Below are 25,494 nucleotides of genomic sequence, written 5' to 3'. Positions count from 1 at the left end.
GCCGGACGGCTTTCCAGGCCGTCACGGGTGCGGGAGACGGAGCCGGACGGCTCTCCGGCCGTCACGGGTGCGGGCGGCGTGCAGCCGACGGGCCTCAAGGGCGGGCGTCGGGTGCGGGAGACCGGGAGCTCGGACGGCTTTCCAGGCCGTCACGGGTGCGGGAGACGGAGCCGGACGGCTCTCCGGCCGTCACGGGTGCGGGCGGCGTGCAGCCGACGGGCCTCAGGGGCGGGCGTCGGGTGCGGGAGACCGGGGGGCCGGACAGCTTTCCAGGCCGTCGCCGGGTGCGGGAGACGGGGCCGGACGGCTCTCCGGGCCGTCACGGGTGCGGGCGGCGTGCAGCCGACGGGCCTCAGGGGCGGGCGTCGGCGCGGGCCAGGACGTCCGTGACCACCTCGCGGACGTGCTCCCGGGCCGGGGCCGGCAGGCCGCCGAGGTCCGTGCGTTCCAGGGCGTGCAGGACGTGGTCGGCGTCCGGGGCGAGCGGCGTGGTTTCGCTGAGCACCTCGTAGCCGTCGCGCACGGCCACACGCAGCTGTCCGGGGCCGTCGCCGTCGGTGTGCGCCGCGGCGGCGACGACGAGGGGCGGCGGGCCGCCCGCCTCGCCCTCCACCTTGCGGTGGCCGCTCACCAGCGGGGTGCGCCAGCGCAGGGCGAGCAGGAGGTGACGCTTCGCCAGCAGCTCGGCGAGGTCGGTATCGGACACGCCGTCGGGTCCGAGGACGGTGGCCCGGGCGTCGAGGACGAGGGCCGCGGGGAGCAGACAGCGCAGCGTGCTGCCGACGATGTTGCCGCCGACCGTGGCGGTACGGCGCACCGCTCCCGTGCCCACGCCGGCGGCCGCCCGGTGCAGCACCTCGGGCACGGTGGCGTCGACGCGGTGCAGCAGCACGGCCCCGCCGAGTTCCTCGGAGCCGACCACGTTCGCCTCCGGCAGGTTGCGCAGGGACAGCGCCTGTTCGGGGAAGCCGTCCCGCTGCCAGGCGGCCCACACCAGCGTGGCGCCGCCGATCGGGACCGCGCCCTCGGCCAGACACCGCTGTGCTTCCGCTATGGAGACGGGGAGACGCAACTGCACGACAACCGACCTGCCTTCCCGGGTAGTTCGTGGGGAGGACCTCGTCGCTCACCCGCATGATCAATGGCCGAACGGATTCTGCCCAGGCGCGTGGGGGCGCATACAGGGCTCACCGCTGCACCGCGGGCGAGGTGAAAATGCGTTGCGGCCGGTCCCGCCGCCGCCGACGCTTGGCCCATGTCCTTCGTCCTGCGTCCCGCCACCCTCGCCGACGCGCCCGCCGTGACCGATCTGCTCAACGCCGTCGACGTGATCGAGATCGGCCGGCCCGAGACGGACCTGCACACCGTCGAGGCCGATCTGAAGCACCCCGGGACCGATCTGGAGCGGGACTCCTGGCTCGCCCTCGACGGGGACCGGCTGGTGGCCTACGGGCTGCTGTGGGACGAGTCGGGCGGCGAGCGCATCGACATCGACCACTACGTGCTGCCCGACCGGCAGGAGGCGGGGCGGCTCGTCCTGGAGGCGATGGAGGCCCGGGCGCTCGGGAAGGCGCGGGAGAACGGCGCCGGACGCGCCGTGGTGCATCTGCATCTCAACATCGAGCCCACGCTGGACACTTCGCTGCTCCGGGCGCGGGGGTGGTCCGTCGTACGGCGCTATCACGTGCTGCGGCGGGCCGTGGACCCCGTCGAGGACCGGGCGCCGTCGCTGCCCCCCGGGGTGCGGCTGCGGTCCTGTGCCACCGAGGCGGACCGCAGGCGCGTCCACGAGCTGTACCAGGACTCGTTCGCCGGGCACTTCGACTTCCAGCCGCGCGGCTACGAGCAGTGGCTGCACGACGTGGACGCCGCCGGGCTCGACTGGTCGCTGGTGTGGATCGCCGGCACGGACGAGCAGGGGGACGCCGGGTTCCTGCTGGCCCGTGACGACCGTGAGGCGATGGGCTGGATCCGCAGCATCGGCGTACTGCGCGAGGCCCGGGGGCGCGGTCTGGCCGGGCTGCTGCTGCGGCACGCCTTCGCGGCCTTCGCCGCCCGGGGACGGGACACCGTCGGGCTCGGCGTGGACACCGCCAACGCGACCGGCGCGCCGGCGCTGTACGCGCGCCACGGGATGGGCCTCCACTATGCCGTGGACACCTGGGAGACCGTGCTGGGCTGAGCCCGTCGGCGCCTGCCGGTCAGCCGCCCGACGACAGCCAGGGCCGCGGATCGGTGTAGTAGCCGTCGTAGATCACCTCGAAGTGCAGGTGGGGGCCGGTGGACAGACCGGTGGAGCCGACCCGGCCGACCGGGGTCCCGCTTCGCACGGTCTGTCCCGCGGTGACGTCGATGCGGGAGAGGTGACTGTACGTCGTCTCCAGCCGCTTGCCCTCGATGGTGCCGTGGTCGACGACGACCCGGTTGCCGTAGGCCTTCGTCATGGCCGCGAAGACGACGGTGCCCGCGCGGGCCGCGGAGACCTGGGCTCCCTGGGGCGCGCCGAAGTCCACGCCGGTGTGGAGCTTGGTGACGCCGGTGAGGGGGTGCTTGCGGGAGCCGTAGGGGGAGGTGATGGTGAGGGTGGTGACGGGCGGGGCCAGGATGGCGTCCGCCTGGGCGCCCGCGCCGCCGGCCGGGTCCTCCCGGTCGAACTCGGCGTACTTCGCGAACAGGGCCTTGACCTCGGTGAGGTAGGTCTTCGCGGCGGCGGGGACGCGTCCCGCCTCCGTCACGGCGTCCGTGCCGACCGCGTAGGCGGCGAGGGTGAGGTCGACCAGGTCCCCGTTGACGGTTCCGTCGGTCCTGAGGCCGGTGACCTTTCGGGCGAGGGAGCAGTCCCGGCGGCCGAGCGCCATGATGGCGTCGGCGGGGTCGGCCGGCGAGGAGGCTCCGTTGCCGTCGTCGTCCTTGCCCCAGGTGCGCCACTCCTCGTCGGTGAAGGCGGCGACGCCCTGTCCGCCGGAGAGTCCGGCCGTGTCGTTGTTCCAGCCGGTGAGCTGGTCGATCTGGGCGGCGAGGACGGAGGGGGTGACGACGGTGCACTGGCCGGCGGCCTTGCGCAGCCAGGGGCCGTAGGTCGCGTTGACCCCGGAGACGGCGTCCTGTCGCGGGCCGTCGTCCGGTGTCCGGTCGTCGGGGAGCCCGCCGGTCAGGGCGAGGACTCCGGCCACGGCGGACAGGGTGAGCAGGCCGGGCAGGACCAGGAGGGTGAAGGGGCCCGGGCCCCGGCGGCGGGGGCGCGCGGCGGAGGACCCCGGTGCGGCGGCGGACCGGTCCGGGGAGTTCTCCTGCGCGGAGGTCCCGGGTCGCTCGGTGTCGTGGCCGGGGGCCGGGTGCTCGGCGTGGGGGGTGTCGACGGCGTGCTGGTCGCTCACGCGGAGAGCTCCGGGGACGCCAGGGCATCCGTCACGGGCCGTTCCGGAAGAGTGCAGGTGTTCACGGCCGGACGGTAGCCCGTGGCCCGGCGCGCGTCACCGGACGCGAGGGCAGAGGTGCTGCCCGCGAGGGCAGAACCGTCCCCCGGCGGGTGCCGGGGGACGGGGGCGGGGGCGCCGCCGGAAGGACCGGCGCCCGGGCTGGAGCGGGACCCTGGACGGGGGCCGCCCGGCGCGGGTCGGCGCCCCCGGCGACGGGCGACGGTGCGTGGTCGCCGGCGGGTGAGCGCCGGCGACCACCCGGTCAGCCCACCTCGACGAGCAGGTCACCGCCCTCCACCTGCTGGATGCGGTTGATGGCGAGCCGGCTCACCCGGCCGGCCTTCGGGGCGGTGATGGTGGCCTCCATCTTCATCGCCTCGATGGTGGCCACCGTGGCGCCGGCCTCCACCTCGTCGCCCTCGGAGACGGCCAGGGTCACCACGCCCGCGAAGGGGGCCGCGACATGGCCGGGGTTGGCGCGGTCGGCCTTCTCGGTCACCGGGAGGTCGGAGGCCGCCGCCCGGTCGCGGACCTGGATGGGCCGCAGCTGGCCGTTGAGGCTGGACATCACGGTGCGCAGTCCGCGTTCGTCGGCCTCGCCGACGGCCTGCAGCTCGATCAGCAGGCGGACGCCCGGTTCGAGGTCGACGGAGTACTCCTTGCCCGGGCGCAGACCGTAGAAGAAGTCCTTGCTGTCCAGGACGCTGGTGTCGCCGTAGGTCTGACGGTGGGTCTCGAAGTCGCGGGTCGGGCCGGGGAAGAGCAGCCGGTTGAGGGTGGCGCGCCGGGACTTCTCCAGGCCCTCGCGGTCCTCGGGGCTGAGGTCCTTGACCGGCTTGGCCTCGGTGCGGCCCTCGAGGGCCTTGCTGCGGAAGGGCTCCGGCCAGCCGCCGGGCGGGGTGCCCAGTTCGCCGCGGAGGAAGCCGATGACGGAGTCGGGGATGTCGTAGCGGTTGGGGGCCGCCTCGAAGTCCTCGGGCGACACCCCGGCGCCGACCAGGTGCAGGGCGAGGTCGCCGACCACCTTGGAGGAGGGGGTGACCTTGACCAGGTGGCCGAGGATGCGGTCGGCGGCGGCGTACATCGCCTCGATGTCCTCGAAGCGGTCGCCGAGGCCGAGGGCGACGGCCTGGGTGCGCAGGTTGGACAGCTGGCCGCCGGGGATCTCGTGGTGGTAGACGCGCCCGGTCGGGGAGGCGAGGCCCGCCTCGAACGGGGCGTAGATCCGCCGGACGCTCTCCCAGTACGGCTCGAGGTCGCCGACGGCCTGGAGGTCGAGGCCGGTGGGCCGCTCGGAGTGGTCGGTGGCGGCGACGATCGCGGAGAGGGAGGGCTGCGAGGTCGTACCGGCCATGGAGGCCACCGCGCCGTCGACCGCGTCCGCGCCCGCCTGGATCGCGGCGAGGTAGGTGGCGAGCTGGCCGCCGGCGGTGTCGTGGGTGTGCAGATGCACCGGCAGGTCGAACTCGCGGCGCAGGGCGGAGACGAGCTTGGCGGCGGCCGGGGCGCGCAGCAGGCCCGCCATGTCCTTGACGGCCAGGACGTGGGCGCCGGCCTCGACGATCTGCTCGGCCAGGCGCAGGTAGTAGTCGAGGGTGTAGAGGCGCTCGTTCGGGTCGGACAGGTCGGAGGTGTAGCAGAGGGCGACCTCGGCGATCGCGGTGCCCGTCTCGCGTACGGCGTCGATGGCCGGGCGCATCTGGCCGACGTCGTTGAGCGCGTCGAAGATGCGGAAGATGTCGATGCCGGTGGCGGCGGCCTCCTGCACGAAGGCGTCCGTCACCTCGGTGGGGTACGGGGTGTAGCCGACGGTGTTGCGGCCGCGCAGCAGCATCTGGAGGCAGATGTTGGGGACGGCCTCGCGCAGGGCGGCCAGCCGCTCCCACGGGTCCTCGGCGAGGAACCGCAGGGCGACGTCGTAGGTGGCGCCGCCCCAGCACTCCAGGGAGAGCAGACCGGGCAGGGTCCGGGCGACCAGCGGGGCGGAGGCGAGGAGGTCCTTGGTGCGCACCCGGGTGGCGAGCAGGGACTGGTGGGCGTCGCGGAAGGTGGTGTCGGTGACACCGATGGTCGGCGACTCGCGCAGCCAGCGGGCGAAGCCCTCGGGGCCGAGGTCGATCAGCCGCTGCCGGGAGCCCGCGGGCGGCTCGCCGGCCGGCAGGGGCGGCAGCTTGGTGGTCGGCTCGATCAGCTCGGGCCGTTCGCCGTGCGGCTTGTTGACGGTGACGTCGGCGAGGTAGGTGAGCAGCTTGGTGCCGCGGTCGGCGGAGGAGCGGGCGGTCAGCAGGTGGGGGCGCTGCTCGATGAACGAGGTGGTGACCCGCCCGGCCTGGAAGTCGGGGTCGTCGAGCACGGCCTGCAGGAACGGGATGTTGGTGGCCACGCCGCGGATGCGGAACTCGGCGACGGCGCGCCGGGCGCGCCGGACGGCGGCCTCCAGGTCCCGGCCCCGGCAGGTGAGTTTGACCAGCATCGAGTCGAAGTGGGCGCTGATCTCCGTACCGGCGTGGGTGGTTCCGCCGTCGAGACGGATGCCGGAGCCGCCCGGGGAGCGGTAGGCGCTGATACGGCCGGTGTCGGGGCGGAAGCCGTTGGCGGGGTCCTCGGTGGTGATACGGCACTGCAGGGCCGCGCCGCGCAGGGCGACCGTGTCCTGGGAGAGGCCGAGGTCGGCGAGGGTCTCGCCGGCGGCGATGCGCAGCTGGGCCTGGACCAGGTCGACGTCGGTGACCTCCTCGGTGACCGTGTGCTCGACCTGGATGCGGGGGTTCATCTCGATGAAGACGTGGTTGCCGTCGGGGTCGAGGAGGAACTCGACCGTGCCCGCGTTGCGGTAGCCGATCTCGCGGGCGAAGCGCACGGCGTCGGCGCAGATCCGTTCGCGCAGCCCGGGGTCGAGGTTGGGCGCGGGGGCCAGCTCGATGACCTTCTGGTGGCGGCGCTGGAGCGAGCAGTCACGCTCGAACAGGTGGATGACCTCGCCCTGCCCGTCGGCGAGGATCTGCACCTCGATGTGGCGGGGGTCGACGACGGCCTTCTCCAGGAAGACGGTGGGGTCGCCGAAGGCCGAGGCGGCCTCGCGGGACGCCGCCTCGATGGACTCGCGCAGCGTGGCCGGGTCCTCCACCCGGCGCATGCCGCGTCCGCCGCCGCCGGCGACGGCCTTGACGAAGACGGGGAAGCCGATCTCCTCGGCCGCCCGTACCAGTTCGTCGACGTCGTTGGAGGGCGCGGAGGAGCCGAGGACGGGGACGCCGGCCGCGCGGGCCGCGGCGACGGCGCTCGCCTTGTTGCCCGTCAGTTCGAGCGTGCGGGCGTCGGGTCCGACGAAGGTGATGCCCGCCTCCTCGCAGGCCCGCGCGAGTTCGGGGTTCTCGGAGAGGAACCCGTACCCGGGGTAGACGGCGTCCGCGCCCGCCCGGCGCGCCGCGCCGACGATCTCCTCCACGGAGAGGTAGGCGCGCACCGGATGTCCCGGTTCGCCGATCTCGTACGCCTCGTCTGCTTTCAGCCGGTGCAGCGAGTTGCGGTCCTCGTGCGGGAAGACGGCGACCGTACGCGCGCCCAGCTCATAGCCGGCGCGAAACGCACGGATCGCGATCTCGCCACGGTTGGCGACCAGCACCTTGCGGAACATTCTGGACCCCTTCAGCCTGCCGGTGACGGGACCCATCGTGGCGGTGAGTGACCGGGTTGGCCATGTGAGTCGGGCCACTCACCGCATGTCTCGCTCGATCGGACCGTGCCCGCTACCTTCGACGGTCGATCATGTCGCCCTCGCGACCGAGGACGTTGAGCAATACGGCGAGCGGCGGCCCGGCCCTCGGGGCGGGGATCCCGTACGGGGAGGCCGTACGGCCGAGCGTGTCGCCGGGGCGGGCGAGGGTGTCGCCGATGCCCGCCTGCTCGGCGACGGCGAGCATCCGGCGGTCGACCTGCGCGGGCATGCCGGTGATCACCTCCGCGCCCCTCACCGACGGCGACGGCGACGGCGGTCAGGCGGCCGCCCTGCACGGGTGGTGGGCCCTCACGGCATGGCTGGAATCCACAACACCGCGCTGAGGGGCGGGGCTTGACGCGCACCGCCCTCTCGTTCGACTGGTCGGACATTGTTCGAGAACTCTTGACGCGACCGTGTACACCGTTTGACACTCTCGCAACATCACGTCACACGGCTGAAACGGCGGTCTCCCATGACGCATAGAAAACGCTTCCGCGACCATGCGAGACACAGGGCGAGTCGACTGGCCGCCCTGACCGCCGTGTCCCTGCTCGCCGGGCTCGTCTCGGCCGCTCCCGCGCAGGCCGCCGACGCCGCGGACGTCACGGACGGACTCGCCCTCTGGTACAAGCTCGACGGCGCCTCCGGCACGACCGTGCCCGACGCCTCCGGCCACGGTCTCGACGGCACGGTCAACGGCACCGCGGACTGGTCGTCGTCCGGTCAGGGACTCGCCTTCAACGGCTCGGACACCTACGTCAAGGTGCCGAACGACGTGATGAAGGGGCTGACGTCGATCAGCGTCGCCTTCGACGTGAAGCTCGACGCCGCGCAGTCCACGCCGTACTTCCTCTACGGCTTCGGCAACTCCAGCGGCAGCAGCGGCAACGGCTACCTCTTCGCCACCGGCAACTCCCTGCGCACCTCGATCGCCACCGGCAACTGGTCGACGGAACAGACCACCAAGCCCTCCGACTCCCGCAATCTGACCCGCTCGGTGTGGAAGCACGTCACCTACACCCAGACGGGCACCACCGGCGTCCTGTACGAGGACGGCGTCGAGGTCGCCCGCAACACCTCGGTGACCATCACCCCCGGCGCGATCGGCTCCGGCACGACCACCGCCAACTACCTGGGCAAGTCGGTCTACTCGGGGGACAAGCTGTTCAAGGGCAGCATGCGCGACTTCCGGGTGTACGACCGCGCCCTGGCCGCGTCCGAGGTCGAGCAGCTCGCGCTCCCCGTCGCCGCCCAGGGCGTCGAGGACGACAAGGCGGCCCTCGACCTGGGCGACACCAGCGCGGTGACCGCCGACCTGACGCTGCCGAAGACCGGTGCGGCCGGCGGCTCCACCATCACGTGGGCCAGTGACGACACCGAGCTCGTCACGGACGCCGGCAAGGTGACCCGCCCCGCCGCGGGTCAGCCCGACGGGCACGCCACCCTCACCGCGACCCTGAAGAAGGGCACGGTCACCGCGACAAGGACGTTCGACATCACGGTCCTCGCGGCCTTCGACGACCAGACCGCGACCGAGCAGGCCGCCGAGGCGCTGACCGTCCACAACCTCGACGACGCACGCGGCAACCTCACCCTGCCGTCCTCCGGCACCTACGGCACGGACGTCACCTGGTCCTCCGCCGACCCGGACGTCGTCTCCGCCGACGGCGTGGTCCACCGCCCCGCCCACGGCGACGGCGCCACCACCGTCGACCTCACCGCGACGGTCACCAAGGGCGACGCGAAGTCGACGCGCGTGTTCACCGCGAAGGTCCCCGAACTGCCCGTGAAGGAAGCCCTCAAGGGCTACATGTTCAGCTACTTCACCGGTGAGGGCACCGCGAACGGCGAGCAGCTCTACGCCGCGCTCAGCAAGGGCGACGACCCCCTGAAGTGGCGGGAGCTCAACGACGGCGAGCCCGTGCTGACCTCGACGCTCGGCGAGCAGGGCCTGCGCGACCCGTTCATCATCCGCTCCCCCGAGGGCGACAAGTTCTACCAGATCGCCACCGACCTCAGGATCTACGGCAACGGCGACTGGGACGCCGCCCAGCGCACCGGCAGCAAGTCCATCATGGTCTGGGAGTCCACCGACCTGGTGCACTGGACGAACCAGCGCCTGGTGAAGGTCTCCCCCGACAGCGCCGGCAACACCTGGGCGCCCGAGGCGTACTACGACAGCACCCTCGGTGAGTACGTCGTCTTCTGGGCGTCGAAGCTGTACGACAACGAGGCGCACTCCGGCGACACCTACAACCGGATGATGTACGCCACCACCCGCGACTTCTACACCTTCAGCGAGCCCAGGGTCTGGATCGAGCGCGGCTACTCCGTCATCGACTCCACGGTCATCCAGCACGACGGCACCTACTTCCGGCTGTCGAAGGACGAGCGCAACAACACCTCCTCCACGCCCAACAGCAAGTTCATCTTCGAGGAGAAGAGCGACTCGCTGCTGAACCTGTCCTGGGACGCGGTCGCCGAGGGCATCGGCAAGGGCGCGATGAGCGCGGCCGAGGGCCCGCTGGTGTTCAAGTCGAACACCGAGGACAAGTGGTACGCCTTCCTCGACGAGTTCGGCGGGCGCGGCTACATCCCCTTCGAGACCACCGACCTCGCCTCCGGCAACTGGACGCCGGTCGCCGACTACGACCTGCCCTCCCGGCCCCGCCACGGCACGGTCCTGCCGGTCACCCAGGCCGAGTACGACCGGCTGCTGCGCGCCTACCAGCCGGACCAGCTCGTCGAGAGCGTCGAGGACGTCTCGGTGAAGACGCGGATCGGCGAGGCGCCGGTGCTGCCCGCGACCGTGATCGCCGACTACGCCGACGGGGTCAGCCGCCCGGTGGCCGTGGCCTGGGAGGACGTGCCGGAATCGGCGTACGCGCAGGCCGGCACGTTCACGGTGACCGGCAGCCTGCCCGACGGCGCCGCGATCCCCGTGCAGGCCGAGGTGACGGTCTCCGAGGAGGGCGCCGACGTGCCCGCCGACCTGCTCCTGCACTACGGCTTCGACGAGACGTCCGGCAACATCGCCGTCGACTCCAGCGGGCACGGCCACCACGGCACCTACGCCCGTACGCCCGCCTTCGGCACCGGCGTGGACGGCGGCTCGTTCAGCATGTCCGGCGCGAGCGACTCGCCGTATGTGAAGATCCCGAACGGTGTGCTGAAGAACGCCGACAGCGTGACCGTCTCGACGTACGCGAAGTGGAAGGGCGGCAGCAGCTGGCAGTGGCTGTTCGGGCTCGGTCCGGACAGCGACAAGTACCTCTTCGCGAGCCCCTCCAACGGCTCCTCGAAGCTGTACTCGGCCATCACCAAGGCGAGTTGGTCCGCGGAGTCGAAGCTGACGGCGGGCTCGCAGCTCACCGCCGGCGAGTGGCGGCACGTGACCGTCACCCTGGACGGCTCGACCGGCACGATGGTCCTCTACGTGGACGGCATCGAGGCGGCCCGGGCGACCGGCGTCCCCATCAAGCCGTCCGAGCTGTACGACGCCGACAAGGACTACAGCGGCTACATCGGACGCTCCCTGTACGCGGCCGACCCGTACTTCGGCGGTGAGGTCGACGACTTCCGTATCTACGACCGTGCGCTGTCGGCGGCCGAGGTGATGGAGCTGAGCGGCAACACGACCGGCATCGCGCGGGCGACCGCCTCCTCGCTGAAGGTCGACGCGCTCATCGACAACGCGGACAGCCGGATCACGCTCCCCTTCGAGGAGGGCACCGACCTCACCGCGCTGGCGCCGGAGTTCACCCTGGCCCACGGCGCGGCGATCAGTCCCGCCTCCGGCAGCGTGCAGGACTTCACGAAGCCGGTGAAGTACGAGGTCACCGGCTCCGACGGCAAGAAGCGCACCTGGACGGTCTCGGCTCTGATCATGAAGAGCCCGGTGCTGCCGGGGCTCAACGCCGACCCGAACATCGTCCGCTTCGGCGACACCTTCTACATGTACCCGACGACCGACGGCTTCGAGGGCTGGAGCGGTACGCAGTTCAAGGCGTACTCGTCGACCGACCTGGTGCACTGGACGGACCACGGCGTCATCCTCGACCTGGGCCCCGACGTGAGCTGGGCGGACAGCAGGGCCTGGGCGCCCACGATCGCCGAGAAGGACGGTAAGTACTACTTCTACTTCTGCGCCGACGCGAACATCGGCGTGGCCGTCTCCGACTCGCCCACGGGTCCCTTCGAGGACGCGCTCGGCGCACCGCTGCTCAAGGCGGGCCAGCTGAGCGGCCAGATGATCGACCCGGCCGTGTTCACCGACGACGACGGCCGGTCGTACCTCTACTGGGGCAACGGCCACGCGTACGTGGCGCCGCTGAACGCCGACATGACCTCGATCGACACCGCGCAGATCAAGGACATCACCCCGAGCGGCTACAACGAGGGCTCGTTCGTGGTGAAGCGCAAGGGCACCTACTACTTCATGTGGTCGGAGAACGACACCCGCGACGCGGACTACCGCGTCGCCTACGCCACCGGCCCCTCCCCCACCGGCCCCTGGACCAAGCGGGGCGTGATCCTGGAGAAGGACGCCTCACTGGGCATCCTGGGCACCGGCCACCACTCGGTCGTCCAGGTCCCGGGCACAGACGACTGGTACATCGCCTACCACCGCTTCGCGATCCCCGGCGGTGACGGCACCCACCGTGAGACCACCGTCGACAAGATGGAGTTCGACGCGGACGGTCTGATCGAGAAGGTCGTTCCGACGCTGACCGGCGTCGACCCGGTCGCCGTCGTGCACGCCGGCCCGGACGTCACGGGCACGGAGGGCGACGCGATCGCCCTGGACGGCACGCACTCCGGCGCGGGAAGCCCGAAGTGGACGGCCGAGCAGGGCGCGCCCTGCAAGATCGCGGACGCGGGGGTGGCCCGGACCACGGTGACCTGTGCCGACAACGGCACGTTCACCCTCACCCTGACCGGTGGGCGCAGCACCGACACGGCCGTCGTCACGGTGCGGAACGCGGCCCCGGCCGTCACCTCCGCCACCGGCCCGACGGGCCCGGTCCCGGTCGGCCGCCGTACGGTCGTCACGGCGTCCTTCGCCGACCCGGGCACCGCCGACACCCACACCTGCTCCGTCGACTGGAAGGACGGCACCAGGCCGTCCGCCGGCACGGTCACCGCGACCGGCTGCCGCGCCGAACACACCTACGCCTCGGCGGGCATCCGCCGGCCGGTGGTCACGGTCACCGACGACGACGGCGCGTCGGCCGGCCGTACGCTGCCCGAGGTCGTCGTGTACGACCGATCGGCCGGACCGGTGGTGGGCGCGGGCGCCGTCGGCCTCCGCGGCTTCTTCACCGTCGCCGCCCGCTACCTCCCGCAGGCCGTCACCCCGCTCGGCCAGGTCACCTACGTCTCCGGCCCTGCCCGGGTGAAGTTCCGCTCCACCGGACTGGACTGGCTCGTCGTCAGCGGCTCCAAGGCCGTCGTCGAGGGCTCCGGCACGGTGGGCGGCAAGAAGGGCTACGGCTTCCGGGTCACGGCCACCGACAACCCCGACACCTTCGCGATCAGGATCTGGAAGAAGTCCGACGGCACGGTCGTCCTCGATACGGGGGCGGGGGTGAAGCCCGGCACCGTGACGATCGGCACGCACCGCCGCTAGCGGCCGGTCACAGTCATGGGCCCCCTGCGCCGCAGGGGGCCCGTGCGCCGTATCCAGGGGGAGACGGCTCCATGCGCACACCCGAGCGGATCTGGGACGAGGCAGGTCCGCCCACCCGCCGCCCGGCCGGACCGGCGCTCACCCCGTCCGCCGACGCCCACACCCCTGGCTTCCTCGCCCGCGGGGTGACCGGAGAGCGCGTCCTGCCCTACGGCGTCGGGGTCGCGGGGCCACAAGGGCCATCCGAAGCCTCCGCCGCCCCGGCCGGCCGAGTTGCTCGACGACCAGGCGCTGGTGCGGGACGCCGCCGCCGAGCCGGCGCCGGGCATGGACGCCGTCCGCCGGCTGGTGGCGGCGATGCCGGTCAGCTGACGGCCAGCAGGGCCTCCAGTGCCCGTGCGGTTCCCGGGTGCCGCGTGAGCAGTTCCGCGCCGCCCGGTTCCGCCGTCTCCCAGGTGCCCTCGCAACCCAGCAGCGCGGCCAGCGCGTCGCAGGTCACGGGGTGGGCGGCCAGGAGTGCCACGCCACCGCCGGTGTGCGCGGACGGCAGGGCCGGGGGCGGTGCCTCCGGGAGCCGCCACGGCGGGACCCAGGTGTCCAGCTCCGCGAGCCGGGCGGGGAAGATCCGGCCGGCCTCGCGGACGATCAGCGGGGCCAGTTCGCCGCCGCCGGCACGCAGCGTGGTGATGAGGGTCGGCAGCCAGGGCAGCAGGACCCGGTCGGGCAGCCGGGCGAAGGCGTTCGACACCGCCTCGACGACGAAGTCCGCCAGGCCCGGCACCGGCTCCAGGGCGTGCACGAACCCGCTCAGGTAGCGGGGGTACGCCGGCACCACCAGGGGGTTGGCGAGCAGGCCGTCGCAGCGCTCCCGCAGAGCGGCCCGGGACAGGGTGCCCAGGTGGGTCCGGGCCGCCCAGAGCAGTGCGGTCCGTGCGGGCTCGGCCGGGTGGGACTGGGCGAGGGCCAGTTCCAGCTGGGTGCGGTCGCAGCCGAGCGACAGGGCCAGGCTCTCCATGCTGAACAGGAAGCCCAGCATCGCCGCGACCTGGCGGACGGTCGCGTCCTCGTCCGTGAAGGCGGTCGGCAGCCGGGTGCAGTAGTGCGCGTAGCCGGTCTTGACGAAGGACTCGATCCACGGCGGCAGGACCGGTTCGCTGGTGCGGTAGTAGGCCAGCAGACGGCGGATGCGGCGCAGCACCTCGGGCGCGCCGTCGACGCTGCGCTCACCCGCCAGGACCTCCAGGGCGCGGGTGCCCAGTTCGTCGGCGAGACGGCGGCTGCGCAGGTAGAGGATCGCGTCCTCGACCGTCTCCAGGACGGTCGCCGCGGTGGCCTGCGGTGCGTACGCGGTGCGGCGCAGCCGCTGCTCGAGGACCTGCTCGATGCTGACGCCCTCGTAGCCGAGTTCGATGAGCGCGCGCTGGTGGGTGCCCAGGGCGAGGTCCCAGGACTCCTGGATGGGGCGTTCGCCCAGGCTGCGGTCGCCCATGATGGGCCGGGCGGCTCCCTGGGGCAGCAGCCGGCGCAGCATCCACAGCACGTCGGAGCAGTGCGCCAGTTCGGGCCGGGAGGCGATGTCGAGCAGGGCCCGCTGCACTCCGCGCTGCTGGAGTCTCAGGTTCAGCGGGGCGAGCCGGTCGTGGACGTCGCGGGCCAGGGGCGGCAGCGCGTCGTAGCCGACCTGGCCGACGCGGTCGCCGCCCATCATGATCTCCACCAGCCTGCGCACGTCGCGCCGGCCCGGTACGGCGTCCTTCTCGATGCAGGTGACGGCCGCGTCCTGGAAGTCGTACGGGGTCGGCTTGGCACGGTCGCGCATGCCGGCCAGCAGGATCGACGTCTCGAAGACGGCGATGGCGTCGGCGGTGGAGGCGAGATAGCCGTTGCGCCGGGCGGCGCGCACGATGTCCACCGACCAGCCGAGCAGTTCGGCCTCGTCGAGGGGGTCGAGGGCGGGCGGCCGCTGGAGGAAGCCGGTGAGCCGGTCTGCGGGCGGTGCCGCGGCGGCGGGTGATGCCGCGGGCAGGCTCTTCCTCGGTTTCGTGCCCGCCTGGCCCGCCAGCCGGTACGGCCGTACGCGGGTGCGCCTGAGGTTCTTGGCCCATTCCGTCGCGGCGATGGACACCGAGCCGGCGGCCAGGCCGAACTGTGCCTCGATCGCGGCGTGGCTGGACGGGATCAGGCCGTACCGCCACCGGGTGCCGCTGGGCGGGCTGATGGTGAAGGTGTCGCTGCCGTGCACGCCGAACTCGGCGACGCGGCTGGCGGCGTGGAAAGCGCCGCAGACGTAGAGGCAGTCGGCGGGGTCGGTGCCGGTGGCGGCGAGGTGCTCGCGCATCCGGGTCCACATGTACCGCTCGCGGTCCTCGTCGACCCGGACCTTGTGCGGATCGCCTGGGGCGAGGCGCCGGAAGAGGCTGCCGATGAGCAGCATCACCTGGCGGTAGGTGTCGTGGTCGCTGTCGCCGAGGGGCAGTTCCACGTACTGGTGCCACCACTCGGACCAGTGGCGTACCCGGCCGTGCCGCAGGAGGTGTTCCTCCAGTTCGGCGAAGCGGGGCCGCAGGTCGCCGATCTCCACTCCGACGGCGTCGCCGTGCAGGGCGCTCTCCTCGCCGTCCGCCGGCGCGTCGGGGTCCGCCCCGGCGGCCGGTCCCGACGACTCCCCCGGGGGCTCCTCCCGGCTCTCCCACTGGAAGACGTGGTCCGAGGAGCGGTCGACGAGGACCAGTTCGACGCCGGGGGTGTCCAGGGCGTAGGCGATGGCCTGGTACTCGGCGGACGCCTCCGTGACCGGGGCGACGACCGACAGCGGAGACCAGTCGGCGGGGAAGCCCTCGATCTCCGTCGCGAACGCCTGGACGGCCACCGGAAGGCGGCAGTTGCGCAGTTCGGTGAGGAGCGGCGCCATGTCCTCGCACAGCTCCAGGTACACCACCTTCGGCTGCTTCTCGCGCAGCCGGCGGGCCATGGCGATCGCCGAGGCCGGTGAGTGGTGGCACACCGGGAAGATCTCCAGGGGCTCGCGCACCGCGCGCTCGACGTCGTCGACGATGCCCCGGAGGATGCCTTCGAGGGCACCGGGTCCGTCGGCGAACGCCGTGGCCGCCTGGTGGAGTTGGCCGCGCAGCGCCTCGAACGTGCCCCCGCTCGTGACGCCGCTCATGACAGGGTCGCGATCGCGTCGCGGCCGCCCGCGAGGAACTCCGGCCAGGAGCCGCCCTCTTCCTTGCTGCGGGGTTCGACGACGCCGTGCAGGTACTTGTTGAGGATGGCGAGGTCCTCGGGCTCGCGCCGGGCCAGGGAGCCGACGAGGGAGGAGGCGAGGGTGTGGGCGGTCAGGGCGCGCTCGCCGAAGAAGTTGCTGTGCAGGATGGCGTCCTCGAGGACGCCGATCTGTTCGGCGGTGGACAGGGCGGACTCCAGTTTCTCGTCGTCGCTGCCGGCGGCGGCCGCGGAGGCGCGCAGGTCGGCGAAGCTCTGCAGCAGCACGTCCAGCAACGTGGGCGGGACGTCGAGTTCGATCCGGTGGCGGCGCAGCAGTTCCTCGGTGCGGAAGCGGACGATCTCCGCCTCGCTCTTCTTGTTCGTCACCACGGGGATGCGGACGAAGTTGAAGCGGCGCTTGAGGGCGGAGGAGAGGTCGTTGACGCCCCGGTCGCGGCTGTTGGCGGTGGCGATGACGGAGAAGCCGGGCTTGGCGAAGACGATGTTGTCGCCGTCGGCGCCGTCCAGTTCGGGGACCGAGATGTACTTCTCCGACAGGATCGAGATCAGCGCGTCCTGCACGTCGCTGGTGGACCGGGTGAGTTCCTCGAAGCGGCCGATGGTGCCGGTCTCCATCGCGGTCATGATCGGCGAGGGGATCATCGACTCCCGTGACTGGCCCTTGGCGATCACCATGGAGACGTTCCACGAGTACTTGATGTGGTCCTCGGTGGTGCCCGCGGTGCCCTGCACGACCTGGGTGGAGTTGCGGCAGATCGCCGCGGCCAGCAGTTCGGCGAGCCAGCTCTTGCCGGTGCCGGGGTCGCCGATGAGCAGCAGCCCGCGGTCGGAGGCGAGGGTGACGATGGAGCGCTCGACGAAGCTGCGGTCGCCGAACCACTTCTGGTCGATCTGGCGGTCCAGGCCGTCGGCGCGCTCGGAGCCGAGGACGAACAGGCGGACCATCTTCGGGGAGAGGCGCCAGGAGAACGGCTTGGGGCCGTCGTCGACCGACTCCAGCCAGTCCAGTTCCTCTGCGTACTTGATCTCGGCGGGGGCGCGCAACAGGTCGGTCATCGAAGGGCCTTTCTCAACGGATATCGGAAAGCGGGGAAGTCTCAGGTGTCAGGTGTCAGGTCTCAGGCGAGGAAGGTCTTGAGTTCCTGGACGAGTTTGCGGATGTGGCCGGAGATCACCGGTGTTCCCTGGTCCTTGAAGCGCTCCCGGAACCAGGGGTTGACGCTGCCGCGCCCGGAGCTGGTCACCGAGCCGACGGGGATGAACTTGACGCCGGAGCGGTGGAGGGCGGCCATGCTGTCGAACAGCGGCTGGTGGTTCCACTCGTAGAAGTCGGAGATCCACACCACGACGGTGTTGCGCGGCTCGGTGATCTTCGGCTAGGCCAGGGCCATGGCGACCGTGCCGTCGGTGCCGCCGCCCAGCTGGGTGCGCAGCAGGGTCTCGAAGGGGTCGTGCACCCAGGGGGTGAGGTCGACCGCCCGGGTGTCGTACGCGACGAGGTGGACGTCCACCTTCGGCAGTCCGGCGAAGATCGACGCGAGGATGGTGCAGTTGACCATGGAGTCGACCATCGAGCCCGACTGGTCGACGACCACGATCAGCCGCTGCGGTGTCGTCTTGCGTGCGGTGTGCCGGTAGTAGAGGCGGTCGACGTAGAGGCGTTCCTCTTCGGGGCTGTAGTTGGTGAGGTTCTTCCAGATGGTGCGGTCGAGGTCGAGGTTGCGGAAGACGCGCTTGGGCGGGACGGAGCGGTCGATCACCCCGACCGTGGTCTTCTCGACCTGGGTGCGCAGGACTTGGGCGACCTCGTCGACGAAGCGGCGGATCAGGGACTTGGCGTTGGCCAGGGCCACGCCCGAGAGGTTGTTCTTGTCGCGCAGCAGCTGCTCGATGAGCGACATGCTCGGGGTGAGCCGCGCGGCGAGCCGGGGGTCGGCGAGCACCTCGCGCAGCTTCATCCGCTGGACCAGGTCGGCCTCCAGGGAGCCGAGTTCGGGCCCGATGGCGGGGATCAGCCGGCTGAGGTCGGGGCCGGCGCCACGGCCGCCGGTGCCGGTCGGGCCGACGCCGGGGCCGCCCGCTCCGGCGCCGCCGGCGCCGCGCCCTCCGCGCAGGTCGCCGGGTGAGCAGCCGAGGGCGCGCTCCAGCCAGCCGGCGTCGGACTGCCAGCGGGACAGCTGTCCGGCGCTGACGGCTCCGGTGCCGGTGGCGAAGACGTTGAGCAGCACCTTGGAGACCAGGGCCGCGCGGCGCACCTCGGCGGGCCGGTCGCGTGCGCCGGCGTCGCCGACCTCGTCCGCCGCGGCCTCGGGCACCATCAGCCCGTCGAACTCCCCCGCCAGCTCCGGATGGCGCTGCACGATCGAGTCGACGGAGGCCTGCGGGTCCAGCAGGGCGGGCGGCAGGCCGATGTCCTCGACGACGGCGAGGCTCGCCGATTCCAGGGCGGCCTGCTCCTCGGGGTCGAAGAGGCGGGCGAGGAGCCGCCAGTACAGGACCTGCCGGCGGTTGTCGTCCGGGGTCGCCCGGGGCGTCACGTCGTTCATTTGCGCAGCAGCCTTCCCGCTCGTTCCCGCAGGACGGTGACGGCCTCGGTGGCGGCCTTCTCGGCCTTGACGCCCGCCTTGTCGGTGGTGCCGCCCGCCCAGGCGCCCGCGTGGAGGGCGACGGTCTTCCTGCGCACGGTGGTCTCGACGGCGAGGGGGTGCAGCCGGAACGCGCCCGCGTCCCAGCGGAGCAGGCCGATGCAGGCGCCGGAGGCCTCGACGGCCTCGGGGGTGAGCGGGCCCGCGACGGGGATGCGGTCGGTGTCGACCGCGAGGTCGTCCCCGGCGGTGGTGAGGACGAGGGTGTCGCCGTCCCGCCGGGTGGTGTAGCCCTCCAGGAACACCGGCTCGGCGAGGCGCGCGGGGTGGCGGTCCAGGGGCGCGGTGGGCGCGGCGGTCGCGGTGGGCAGGGCGACACGGGCGGTGGCGAAGGGATCCGCCGGGTCGCCCGGACGGGCGCGGTCGTCGTCCCAGACGAGGTCGCCCTCGGCGGTGAGCGGCATGGCGTCCAGGTGCATGGACCGGCCTTCGCCGAGGGCCGCGAGCAGCGACAGATGCGGTCGCAGCAGCTGCCAGACGCCCGCCGCGACGACGGTGTCCGGCTTGGGGACGGAGACGCTCGCGCGGACCAGCAGGGGCGCGGTGCCGTCGTCGGGTTCGAACACGGCGTGGACCTGGGCCTGGGCGGCGGTCGCGTGTTCGTGCAGGTCGACGCCGAGCGGCAGCAGCCGGCCGGTGGCGGTGCCGGCGGCGGGCCGGCCGGTGGCGGCGGGCCGGGTGAGCAGCAGGGCGCGCGCCCACAGGTCGCCCCAGCGGCGGGCCGGGATCCGTTCCAGGGCGGATCCCGGGCAGGACGCGGCGAGTTCGGCGGCGAATCCGTCGAGCAGGGTGGCCAGGCGGCGCAGTTCGGGCTGCGGCAGCATCGCGGAGACGACCTGGGCGGCGCCGCCGACGAGGTCGTGGTCGATGCCCCGCCAGCCGGCGCGGGCGAGGTCCGCGAGCCAGGTACGGGCGGCTGCGAGCAGGTTGACCTGCTGTGGATCGCCGGTTCCCGGAGGTGTGTCGTCGGTGCGGGTGCGGCCGGTGAACTCGTCCGCGCGGGCCGCGAGCGCGTCGTGGGCGGCGCCGAGGAGGGCCGTGCGGGCGGCGGCCAGGGCGAGGAAGTGGTCCTCGCCTGCGGTTCCCGCCGCGGCCTTCTCGGCGGCCTCGGCGACCCGGGCGGCCAGCGGGCTGCCGGCGACCGCGCGGGCGAGGCCGGCGAGGTCTGTGGCCTGGTCGGGCCGCGGGCGCAGCAGGCCTGCGGCGAGACACCGGTCGAGGGCGTCGGCGGCGGCCAGGGCCTCGTCCAGTCCCGCCACGGGTGCGGTGAGCGCGCCGGTGCGCTCCCCCGCGTCGGCGGCGAGCGCCCCGGCCGTCTCGGCGCGGGTCGGCGGGAACCACTGCATCTCCGGCAACGGCGCGGTGACCGGGGCCTGTTCGAGATAGGCGAGGTGGCGCAGGAAGCGGCTGAAGACGGGGGCGGCGGCCGCCTTGCCGTCCGCCTGGGGCGGGCGGGCGGCGGTCATCGCGGTGGTGAGGGCGGCGGCGTCCAGGGCGCCGTCCGTCGGGTCGACGCGCAGGTAGCGGGCGACGCGTCCGGCGCCGTACTGCAGGACCGCCTCGGTGACCAGGGCGCGGATGTGGTTGCAGAACGAGCCGCGCGCTCCGCCGCAGGGCCGGTTGTTGTTGGTGCTGCACGCGAAGGCGTGGGTGCCGGACGCGATCGACGACACGTACACCCGCTCGATGTCCGACCCGCTGGAGACGACCCCTTGCAGGCGTCCGTCGGCCAGTTCGACGAAGGGCACCTTGGCGAGCTTGCGCGGACGGGCGGGCGGCACGACCCGGGCCGTACTCGCCCTCTCCCAGTTCTCCCGGTCCGACAACGCACCATCTCCTTTGCGGCACACGGCTGCACACGCCGAACCGGCGCAGCACGAAGGGGGGTTGCCGCACCGGATCGGCGCGACATCGAAGAACGTACAGGCGGCCACTGACAATGCCTCTGACCTGCGGCGACGACGGATCACCGCCGGTGCGGGAGCGCGGCTCCCCCAGCATTCGGACGGTGATGCCCGGGAGTCGGAGCAGGCCACGGCGGGCGGAAGGGGCGGGGTTGAGCGGAGCGGGCCGCGTTCGGTGCGCTGTTGCGGGAGTTGCGGCTGCCGCGTCGCAGACCATCGAGGGCCTCGCGGAGGAGTGGGGGTGTGGGCGGGCGGGGTGTCGGGGCCCGGGAGCGGGGGCGGCGGGCGGCTCCGCAGCGGCGTACGGTCGCGGCGCTCGCGGACGGTCCGGGGCTGGACGAGGCCTTGCGGAAGCGACTGCTGGCGGCCGCCCGCGCGGGGCGCACCGCGGGACACAGTCCGGCGGGTGTGGCTGCGTTCCCGCGCGGCATCGACGGCTTCGCCGGGCGCGGGCTGGACGACGCTCGCCCGGCACGCAGCCCGCGGGCTCGCCGACCTTTCCACCGCCGGACAACTGCTCCTCGACCTGTGCGGTGCGGACGACGAGGCGCCCGGCCCGGCAGAACTCGTGCTCCGGCTGCTCAAGGCCCTCCAGGTGGCCGACCGTGCCCTCGCCCAGGCCGGCCAGGCGGGCCATACCGCCCTGTACCGGCAGGTGCCGGCCGAGCGGCGCTGTCCGCTGGTCGTGGACGACGCGCGCGACGAGGCCCAGGTGGGTCCGCTGCTGCCTGCGGCGAGCGGTGGCCCGGCTGATCCAGCGGCGGCGGCTGGAGGGGTGCGCCCGGGAGCTGACCCGGCGTGACGCGGCGGCCGCCACGGTGTCGGCGGTGGCCCGGAGCTGGGGTTTCGCCCATCCCGCCCGCTTCAGCCGGGTCTTCCGCGCGGCCTACGGGCGCTCCGCGCGCGGGTGGGCGCGTTCCGGCTCGTTCGTCCGAGGGAGCGCAGCGGGCTCGTCGAGCCCCGCCGGCCAGGGCGGGGTCCTGGGCACGGTGTGTGCGGCGCGGGGTGGAGTGACCGCGGGCCGGCGGTCGACGGCCAGGTGGGTGCGGTAGCCGCTCCGGCGGTGGGTCATCCGGGGGAACGGTCCCGGTCCGCCGTCCACGCGTGGAGCAGCGCCACGCCGGCGAGCGCGGCCGCCGCCGTACCGATCGCGCGGGCGCCGCCGCGGGAGCGGGCGCGCCAGGCCAGCACCGAGCCGGTCGACCGGGCGGACAGTACGGAGCCGGCGCTGAGCCAGGAACCCACGGACGCCATGGACGCGGCGGAGCCGACGGAGCCCACGGACAGGAAGCTGCCGACCGATCCGACGGACAGGGAGCTGCCGACGGAGCCGATGGAGAGGAACGAGTCGACCGAGCCGATCGACAGCGCCGAGTTCTTCGACCACAGCGAACGCCAGGAGCCGTCGGCACCCGCGCGCCCGGCCGTGAATCTCGCCCCAGACCTCATCATGATCCGATCATAGGACCGGACCGGTCAGGACGGCGGCCAGTCGCGGTAGGCGATCCGGGCCCGTTCGTGGACCTCGCCGACGGTGCCCCACTCGTCGCGGCCCAGCCGGGCCAGGGGCCGCAGCCGCCGGATGTCGGGGTGGCCGTCGACGAGGACGTCCTCGCGTACGGCGGCATGCACGACCCGGCCGAGGACCAGGGTGGAGTTGCCGATGCCGAGGGTGGAGTGGAGCCTGCACTCCAGTGCCACGGGTGAGGCGGCCACACGGGGCGGCTTCACCCGCAGCGAGGGCTCCCGCTCGATGCCCACCGCGTCGAACTCGCCCTCGTCGGCGGGGAAGTCGGTGCCGCTGGCGTTGATCTGCTCGAAGAGCGGTTCGGGGGCGAAGTTGACGACGAACTCGCCGGTGGCCTCGACGTTGCGCAGGGAGTCCTTGCGCCCGACGGAGGTGAACTGGACGACCGGCGGGTCGGTGCAGGCGACGGTGAAGAACGAGTGCGGTGCGAGATTGGCGGTCGTGCCGTCGGCCGCGAGGGTCGACACCCAGGCGATCGGCCGGGGTACGACGACGGCGGTGAGCAGCCGGTAGAAGGCCCCCGCTCCCAGGGACTCGGGGTCATGGTCGACGCGCATGGAAAGCAGTTCTACCCGACGGGGGCGGCCGGGCCGGAACCGGGCCCGTCCCCGGGCGGGCCGGTCAGCCCACCTCCCACAGGAACCGGTGGGTGTGGATGGCGAAGTAGGGGAAGGACTGGACACCGCTGACGCCCTCGATCTGGCGCACGGTGTCGTTGACGAAGTCGAGCAGGTCCTTCGCGGTGGGGCTGACCACTTCGGCGAACAGGTCGAAGCCGCCGGAGGTGAGCACGGAGTACACCACCTCGGGGTGGGCGGCCAGGGCGTCGGCGACGGGGCGCGGATCGGCGTCCGCGGTGATGCCGAGGAGCGCCATGGCCTGGCCGCCCATGGCCATCGGGTCGGTGACGCCGACGACCTGGACGGCACGGGAGTCCAGCAGCCGTTGCAGGCGCTGGCGGGCGGCGGAGGCGGACAGCCCGACCCGGGGGCCCAGATCGGCGTACGCGATCCGTCCGTCGGTCTGCAGTTCGCGCAGGATGGCCCGGTCGATCTCGTCCACGCGTGGGTCCTTTCCCGGTGGTCAGCCGGCCAGTTCGGCCAGCGCGGCGGCGAACAGCCCGGTGTGGGTGTCGACGTCCTGCTCGGTGGTGTCGGGGCACATCAGGGCCATGTTGTGGAACGGGGTGAGCAGGATGCCCCGGTTGGCGAGGTAGAGGTGGAGGAAGTCCTCCAGCTCGGTGTCGCCCGCGGCCGCGGCCTCGGTGCCGGTGCGGGGAGCGGGGGTGGCGAAGCGGTACTCGGTACGGGCGCCCAGGCGGCTGACGGACCAGGGCAGGGCATGGGCGTCGATGCCGGCGCGGACACCCGCCTCGAAGCGCTCGGACAGCTTGTGCATCCGGGCGAACGCCTCGTCGGTGAGCACGTGTTCGAGAGTGGCGCGGGTCGCGGCGACGGAGAGCGCGTTGCCCGCGAGGGTGCCGCCGACGCCGCCCATGTCGACGAGGTCCAGGTCGGCTCGGCCCAGGAGCCGGTCGGCGAGCTCGGCGGAGAGCCCGTAGGCGCCGGCCGGGATACCGCCGCCGATGGCCTTGCCGATGGTGAGCACGTCGGGTTCCAGGTCCCAGGCGGCGGTGCAGCCACCGGGGCCGGCGGAGAAGGTGTGCGTCTCGTCGTTGATCAGCAGGGTGCCGTGCCGGCGGGTCAGCTCGCGCACCCCGGCCAGGTAGCCGGGCTCGGGCAGGACGATGCCGATGTTGGTGAGCGCGGGCTCCATCAGTACGGCGGCCACGTCGCCGTGGGCCAGTTCGCGCTCCAGCTGCTCCAGGTCGTTGAACTCGGCGACCCTGCTGGTGAGGGTGACGTCGCAGGGGGCACCGACGTTTCCGGGGCGGGCGGTGCCGGTCCCGTCGGGGCCGGTCACGATCAGGGACTCGTCGACGCTGCCGTGGTAGCAGTAGCTGTTGACCAGGATCTTGGGACGGCCGGTGACGGCCCGCGCGAGGCGGATCGCCCACCGGTTGGCGTCGGTGGCGGTGAGGGAGAAGCTCCAGCGGGTCAGGCCGAAGCGGCGGGTCAGTTCGGCGCCGACCCATTCGGCGTCCTCGGTGGGCAGCATCGCGGTCGCGCCGCCGAGGGTGGTGAAGCGGTGCTGTACGGCGTCGGCGACGGCGGCCGGGGAGTGACCCGCCATGGCGCCGGTGTCGCCGAGGCAGAAGTCGATGTACTCGTGCCCGTCGATGTCCCGCACGCGGGCCCCGCGCGCGGACTCCAGGTACCGGGGGAAGGCACCGGCCGTCTTGTTCATCCATGTCATCGGCACCCGGCCGAAGAGATGTCCGGCGCGGGCGTAGGCGTCGCGGGAGCGGGGGTTGCGCCGCTCGGCGTCCGCGCTCTCGCGGGCCAGGAGATGACGCAGTCGGGCACGGTCCATGGCACACCCCGGATCCGAGGGACGATTGAATACGACGAATCTACGACTGTTCCCGCGACAATCTCAAGTCCTGACGACGGAATCGATCGTCACGGCGATCGATTCCGTCGTCCGCCGGGTGGTGGGCCGCCGTCCCCGGCGCCCCCTCCGCCGCCGCCCCGGCCGGGGCACCCGCCGGCGCCTCCGCCCGGATCCTGGCCACCGCCGCGCGCACCTGTTCCTGCACGGCATCGGCCGGCGGTGCGCCCCGGACGGCGGACACCACCTCCTGGGCGAGGTGGTGCAGCTTGGTGTTGGTGTGCTGCGACGCCTCCACGAGGACCCGCCAGGCGTCCTCGGCGCTCAGGGCGAAGGACGCCATGAGAACGCCGCGGGCCAGGTCGATCACCGGACGCGTCTGCATCGCGCGCCGCAGCTGGACGACCTCGACGCGCAGGTCGCGCAGGAGTGCTTCGTCCGGGACCCGGTCCGGGCCGTACGCCGCGCCGTCACCCTCACCCTCGCTCTCGCGGTCACCGCCGTCACCCCCTGCGGGACCGTCCGGCCCCGCGTCGGCGAACAGCGGGCGGGTGCCGGTCAGGTCGAGGAGGCGCGCGACGACGGGGGCGAGGCTCCGCAGGACGACCGTCTTGCCCTGCCGCAGACCCAGCTCACGCGCGCCGAGCAACACGTTGAGGGCGGAGCAGTCGCAGAAGGCGACCTCGCCGAGTTCCAGGTCGACACCGCCGACCGCCGCGTGCAGAGCGGCACGAAGGGCCTGATCCAGGCGTTCGGCGGAGTCGAGGTCGAGTTCACCGTGGACGGCCACGACGACGCGGTCGCCGTCCGGCCGGACCGTGATCCGCAGGGCGGTCGCGCCCCCCGTTCCAGGGTTCGCGTCGTACGCGGGATCCGACATGACCGCCTCCCCCGGTCACTTTCCTTGCGACAACAGATTCACTCGCACACCTGTCGCACGTCAACAGATACGTGAAATGAAGTTCCGGT

16 protein-coding genes and 2 pseudogenes are annotated in these 25,494 nt (G+C 72.9%); 4 read left to right on the top strand and 14 right to left on the bottom strand.

Features of this window, described 5'->3' with window-relative positions:
• Positions 1–352: 352 nt before the first annotated feature.
• Positions 353–1,078, bottom strand: coding sequence for an FAD binding domain-containing protein (locus ACFY2L_RS11875; RefSeq protein WP_390656776.1), 726 nt, complete (start codon positions 1,076–1,078; stop codon positions 353–355).
• A 177-nt stretch (positions 1,079–1,255) separates the two neighbouring features.
• Between ACFY2L_RS11875 and ACFY2L_RS11870 the strand changes: the two genes are divergently transcribed.
• A complete protein-coding gene (locus tag ACFY2L_RS11870; protein ID WP_390656775.1) occupies positions 1,256–2,182 on the top strand; it encodes a GNAT family N-acetyltransferase in 927 nt (308 codons plus the stop codon).
• Between the two features lie 19 nt (positions 2,183–2,201).
• Here the strand turns inward: ACFY2L_RS11870 and ACFY2L_RS11865 are convergent, their stop codons facing one another.
• The 3 genes from ACFY2L_RS11865 to ACFY2L_RS11855 form a co-directional block, all read right to left on the bottom strand.
• Positions 2,202–3,377: a M23 family metallopeptidase gene (locus ACFY2L_RS11865; protein WP_390822174.1), complete on the bottom strand. Its 1,176-nt coding sequence runs from the start codon at positions 3,375–3,377 to the stop codon at positions 2,202–2,204.
• 304 nt (positions 3,378–3,681) lie between these two features.
• Entirely contained in the window at positions 3,682–7,056 is a 3,375-nt protein-coding gene (locus ACFY2L_RS11860) for a pyruvate carboxylase (protein ID WP_390656773.1), read from the bottom strand.
• Positions 7,057–7,168: 112 nt separating this feature from the next.
• Entirely contained in the window at positions 7,169–7,366 is a 198-nt protein-coding gene (locus ACFY2L_RS11855) for a hypothetical protein (protein ID WP_390822173.1), read from the bottom strand.
• A gap of 246 nt (positions 7,367–7,612) precedes the next feature.
• Between ACFY2L_RS11855 and ACFY2L_RS11850 the strand changes: the two genes are divergently transcribed.
• On the top strand, positions 7,613–12,769 hold the full coding sequence (locus ACFY2L_RS11850; RefSeq protein ID WP_390822171.1) for a family 43 glycosylhydrolase: 5,157 nt from the start codon (positions 7,613–7,615) through the stop codon (positions 12,767–12,769).
• A 364-nt stretch (positions 12,770–13,133) separates the two neighbouring features.
• On the opposite strand, the gene ACFY2L_RS11845 is transcribed toward ACFY2L_RS11850, so the two are convergent.
• The 5 genes and pseudogenes from ACFY2L_RS11845 to ACFY2L_RS11825 all read right to left on the bottom strand — a co-directional run.
• Positions 13,134–15,935, bottom strand: a complete 2,802-nt coding sequence (locus ACFY2L_RS11845) for a hypothetical protein (RefSeq protein WP_390656770.1) — start codon at positions 15,933–15,935, stop codon at positions 13,134–13,136.
• Entirely contained in the window at positions 15,932–17,053 is a 1,122-nt protein-coding gene (locus ACFY2L_RS11840) for an AAA family ATPase (RefSeq protein WP_390822170.1), read from the bottom strand. The genes ACFY2L_RS11845 and ACFY2L_RS11840 overlap by 4 nt, the downstream gene beginning before the upstream one ends.
• A gap of 62 nt (positions 17,054–17,115) precedes the next feature.
• Positions 17,116–18,543, bottom strand: a pseudogene (locus ACFY2L_RS11835) (VWA domain-containing protein).
• Positions 18,540–19,901: a hypothetical protein gene (locus tag ACFY2L_RS11830; protein WP_390822414.1), complete on the bottom strand. Its 1,362-nt coding sequence runs from the start codon at positions 19,899–19,901 to the stop codon at positions 18,540–18,542. The pseudogene ACFY2L_RS11835 and the gene ACFY2L_RS11830 overlap by 4 nt, the downstream one beginning before the upstream one ends.
• Positions 19,902–19,955: 54 nt before the next feature.
• Positions 19,956–20,468 (bottom strand): annotated as a pseudogene (locus ACFY2L_RS11825) (hypothetical protein); the annotation flags it as partial.
• Between the two features lie 484 nt (positions 20,469–20,952).
• On the opposite strand from ACFY2L_RS11825, the gene ACFY2L_RS11820 reads away from it, so the two are divergent.
• Both ACFY2L_RS11820 and ACFY2L_RS11815 read left to right on the top strand, forming a co-directional pair.
• The gene (locus ACFY2L_RS11820) at positions 20,953–21,348 is read left to right on the top strand and encodes a hypothetical protein (RefSeq protein ID WP_390822169.1); all 396 of its coding nucleotides are present in this window, start codon (positions 20,953–20,955) and stop codon (positions 21,346–21,348) included.
• Positions 21,287–21,598, top strand: coding sequence for a helix-turn-helix domain-containing protein (locus ACFY2L_RS11815; RefSeq protein WP_390822168.1), 312 nt, complete (start codon positions 21,287–21,289; stop codon positions 21,596–21,598). The genes ACFY2L_RS11820 and ACFY2L_RS11815 overlap by 62 nt, the downstream gene beginning before the upstream one ends.
• Before the next feature lie 16 nt (positions 21,599–21,614).
• On the opposite strand, the gene ACFY2L_RS11810 is transcribed toward ACFY2L_RS11815, so the two are convergent.
• The 5 genes from ACFY2L_RS11810 to ACFY2L_RS11790 form a co-directional block, all read right to left on the bottom strand.
• The gene (locus ACFY2L_RS11810) at positions 21,615–21,998 is read right to left on the bottom strand and encodes a hypothetical protein (protein ID WP_390822167.1); all 384 of its coding nucleotides are present in this window, start codon (positions 21,996–21,998) and stop codon (positions 21,615–21,617) included.
• Positions 21,999–22,022: 24 nt separating this feature from the next.
• Positions 22,023–22,631, bottom strand: coding sequence for a flavin reductase family protein (locus tag ACFY2L_RS11805; RefSeq protein ID WP_390656765.1), 609 nt, complete (start codon positions 22,629–22,631; stop codon positions 22,023–22,025).
• Positions 22,632–22,695: 64 nt separating this feature from the next.
• Positions 22,696–23,136, bottom strand: a complete 441-nt coding sequence (locus ACFY2L_RS11800) for an Lrp/AsnC family transcriptional regulator (protein ID WP_390656764.1) — start codon at positions 23,134–23,136, stop codon at positions 22,696–22,698.
• A gap of 21 nt (positions 23,137–23,157) precedes the next feature.
• A complete protein-coding gene (locus ACFY2L_RS11795) occupies positions 23,158–24,507 on the bottom strand; it encodes a transaminase (RefSeq protein WP_390656763.1) in 1,350 nt (449 codons plus the stop codon).
• A gap of 40 nt (positions 24,508–24,547) precedes the next feature.
• The gene (locus tag ACFY2L_RS11790; protein WP_390822166.1) at positions 24,548–25,405 is read right to left on the bottom strand and encodes an anti-sigma factor antagonist; all 858 of its coding nucleotides are present in this window, start codon (positions 25,403–25,405) and stop codon (positions 24,548–24,550) included.
• Positions 25,406–25,494 lie beyond the last annotated feature (89 nt).

This window comes from Streptomyces sp. NPDC001381, from assembly GCF_042895685.1.
Classification (GTDB): domain Bacteria; phylum Actinomycetota; class Actinomycetes; order Streptomycetales; family Streptomycetaceae; genus Streptomyces.
Note: the sequence above shows the minus strand (reverse complement) of the source record. Positions and strands in the feature narration are given on the sequence as shown.

Excerpts from the sequence above, each read along its gene's own strand:
- ACFY2L_RS11790 (WP_390822166.1), bottom strand. The coding sequence starts at position 25,405 with ATGTCGGATCCCGCGTACGACGCGAACCCTGGAACGGGGGGCGCGACC.
- ACFY2L_RS11795 (WP_390656763.1), bottom strand. The coding sequence starts at position 24,507 with ATGGACCGTGCCCGACTGCGTCATCTCCTGGCCCGCGAGAGCGCGGAC.
- ACFY2L_RS11810 (WP_390822167.1), bottom strand. The coding sequence starts at position 21,998 with ATGATGAGGTCTGGGGCGAGATTCACGGCCGGGCGCGCGGGTGCCGAC.
- ACFY2L_RS11855 (WP_390822173.1), bottom strand. The coding sequence starts at position 7,366 with ATGCCCGCGCAGGTCGACCGCCGGATGCTCGCCGTCGCCGAGCAGGCG.
- ACFY2L_RS11860 (WP_390656773.1), bottom strand. The coding sequence starts at position 7,056 with ATGTTCCGCAAGGTGCTGGTCGCCAACCGTGGCGAGATCGCGATCCGT.
- ACFY2L_RS11805 (WP_390656765.1), bottom strand. The coding sequence starts at position 22,631 with ATGCGCGTCGACCATGACCCCGAGTCCCTGGGAGCGGGGGCCTTCTAC.
- ACFY2L_RS11850 (WP_390822171.1), top strand. The coding sequence starts at position 7,613 with ATGACGCATAGAAAACGCTTCCGCGACCATGCGAGACACAGGGCGAGT.
- ACFY2L_RS11870 (WP_390656775.1), top strand. The coding sequence starts at position 1,256 with ATGTCCTTCGTCCTGCGTCCCGCCACCCTCGCCGACGCGCCCGCCGTG.
- ACFY2L_RS11845 (WP_390656770.1), bottom strand. The coding sequence starts at position 15,935 with ATGAGCGGCGTCACGAGCGGGGGCACGTTCGAGGCGCTGCGCGGCCAA.
- ACFY2L_RS11840 (WP_390822170.1), bottom strand. The coding sequence starts at position 17,053 with ATGACCGACCTGTTGCGCGCCCCCGCCGAGATCAAGTACGCAGAGGAA.